Raw genomic sequence first — 2,505 nt, 5'->3', positions numbered from 1 at the left:
AATTTCCTTTATAATATAACAAACAAGAAATAGATTTAAGGATGGCCAATATTTTGAAAACAAAAGCTAAATATCAAACCTGGATTCGAGTTTACAAACTACTTATTTTTTTTGCTATTTCACTCATCCTTCTCTTGGCAGCATTATTACCTGTTAATTTATACCTAAGAGTCCTATCAGGGATTTTTGCATTACCTTTTGTTTATATAACATATATACTCTCTTATTCTGTTTACCAATTCGCAGCATTTGGGGGAAATTATCAATCAAAAATACATGATTTAATGGTTGCCCAAGTGAATTGGGATGGAAAAGGAAAAATACTAGATATAGGAACAGGTAGTGGGTCGCTGATTATTAAACTAGCAAAGAGTTATCCTAATTCCTTTTTAACTGGAATTGATTATTGGGGCGGGAATTGGGAATATTCGAAAGCTCAATGCCAGCAGAATGCTGAAATAGAAGGGGTCGCTGATAGAGTTGCCTTTCTGAAAGCAAGTGCCGCAGAACTTCCTTTTAATGATGATGAATTTGATCTCATTGTGAGTTGTCTTACATTTCATGAAGTAAAAGATAGACGAAATAAAGCTGAAGTAATTGTAGAGGCATTAAGAGTGTTACGACCTGGCGGTGAATTTGTCTTCTTAGATTTGTTTATGGACGAAAAAATTTTTGGGAAGGAAAAAGAGCTCTTAAAGGTCTTAAAGGAGCATGGTGTATCTGAAATGAATATCTTCAAACTTTCCAACGTAATGAAATTGCCAAAGCAGTTATTGAACAAAAAAGTATTAGGAAATGCAATGATTTTGAGTGGGAAGAAATAAGCTTGTACTAATTTTATTGCTTTTTCAAGTTTTCCCTAAGGAAACGGAACCCGTTATTCGAGTGTATTTTAAAGGTATAATTATACCAAAACCATAGTAACAAACACCTCCTAAAGAAAAAGAGCCCTGTCACGCTCGAAAGCTGAAGAGTACGAGGCGTGAAGGGCACTTATTTCATTCTTCAAGAACATTTGCCTCTTTTTAATATCTTGCTTTGTAGATACGCAAATTGGTTAAAACTTTTTTGAATCTTTTGTAACCAATGTTTCAATAAAATTTACAAAGGCATTCACGACATTCCATTCCAATGATTCCTTATGGTAATACATCCATGTTCTGCGTAATATAGGATTTCCTTTTTGATCCGTTAAAACTATTTTATTTAAATCACCTATATTATTAAGAATACGGCTGGACAAGAAGCCATAGCCTAATCCATTTATAACCATTTCCTTACAAGTATCAATCTGGTCCACTTCTATACTTATAAAAGGAGGCTGTGAATAGTTTTCTTCCCACCAATTATCAATTAATGATTTCAATAAATAATCTCCGTTAAAGTCAATTCTAGGGAGATTTGGCAAATCAGCGATATCAATCGCTTCCCTCGACGTAACAGAAACAGTCTCTTCAAATAATAAATGTTTCTTCAGTCCTCTGCAGCTATAGTCGCCGCGAATAAAGCCAATATGAACATCCTTATTGTGTATAAGCTTCGTTACATCTTTACTCCAACCTGTAATCACTTTAAATTCCACATGAGGATACTGGCTTTTAAATAATTTTAAAATAGAGGGCAGTTCATAATTAGCAAAAAAGTTGGATACACCCAATTTCAATGTTCCTACAACTTCATTACACGCGTTATAATTCATATTCCTGACATGCTCTTTTATTTTGTTATATTGAGAAAGGATATCGTCGGCACACTGAACAAGATATTCTCCCTGTGGGGTAAAATGAACTCCTCTACTTTCACGGTTTACTATTTTGACACCTAATTCTTCCTGCATGTGCTTTAAACGGTTGGTTAATGCAGGTTGGGTAATAAATAAAAGCCGTGCCGCTTTTGTTAGGTTCTTCTGACTATAGAGGACCTTTAGTATTTCCCAATCACGATAATCCACTATCTTCACCTAAATTTTCCCATATAAAAGTTTTTTATATGTCATTATTATTTTTTAGCATTTTATATATTTCCATTATTGCATTATCATTAATCCGTAGCAATTAATAATTACTTCTTCAATCCCTGGATTGAAACTTCATTAAAGCTAAATCATCTTTAAGGTTAAACACAGCATATGTCATCTCTATCCATATTTATTGATAACCTGTTTGCAGGACAGAAAAAAACTTATAAATAATAGGAGGAATTTTTTATGTGGATTATAACTCGTTATTTAGAATCAAACATTTCCCTGTTTGAATTCGAAACTGAAGAAGAAGCAAGAGAGGCTCTCAAAAACATGAAGGGCTGTAACATTCTCTCTGAAGTTGTATATTTTAATGATCCCTGTTTTCAAGTAGCTTAAAATATACTCATTCTAATGAAGGATTGTAGGCTGAAATCCCAAGTTTCGAATTAAGATGATTTCCTCCCGTTGATTGAGGGGTGCTGCCAAGTGCCTTTGTTTATACTGAATAAGAGCTTAATCTTAGGCTCTTATTTTTTTAATAC

3 protein-coding genes are annotated in these 2,505 nt (G+C 33.5%); 2 read left to right on the top strand and 1 reads right to left on the bottom strand.

From position 1 onward, the window contains the following. The first annotated feature begins 50 nt into the window (after positions 1–50). Positions 51–824: a class I SAM-dependent methyltransferase gene (locus tag V7266_RS26040; protein ID WP_335472162.1), complete on the top strand. Its 774-nt coding sequence runs from the start codon at positions 51–53 to the stop codon at positions 822–824. Positions 825–1,057: 233 nt separating this feature from the next. Here V7266_RS26040 and V7266_RS26035 read toward each other — a convergent pair whose 3' ends face one another. After that, the gene (locus V7266_RS26035) at positions 1,058–1,951 is read right to left on the bottom strand and encodes a LysR family transcriptional regulator (protein ID WP_335472161.1); all 894 of its coding nucleotides are present in this window, start codon (positions 1,949–1,951) and stop codon (positions 1,058–1,060) included. A 255-nt stretch (positions 1,952–2,206) separates the two neighbouring features. Here V7266_RS26035 and V7266_RS26030 point away from each other — a divergent pair, with 255 nt between their 5' ends. Continuing rightward, a complete protein-coding gene (locus tag V7266_RS26030) occupies positions 2,207–2,359 on the top strand; it encodes a hypothetical protein (RefSeq protein ID WP_176541438.1) in 153 nt (50 codons plus the stop codon). Positions 2,360–2,505: the final 146 nt, after the last annotated feature.

The sequence above is a fragment of the Neobacillus drentensis genome, from assembly GCF_036965645.1.
GTDB classification, from domain to species: Bacteria; Bacillota; Bacilli; order Bacillales; family Cytobacillaceae; genus Neobacillus; species Neobacillus drentensis_D.
Note: the sequence above shows the minus strand (reverse complement) of the source record. Positions and strands in the feature narration are given on the sequence as shown.

Excerpts from the sequence above, each read along its gene's own strand:
- V7266_RS26030 (WP_176541438.1), top strand. The coding sequence starts at position 2,207 with ATGTGGATTATAACTCGTTATTTAGAATCAAACATTTCCCTGTTTGAA.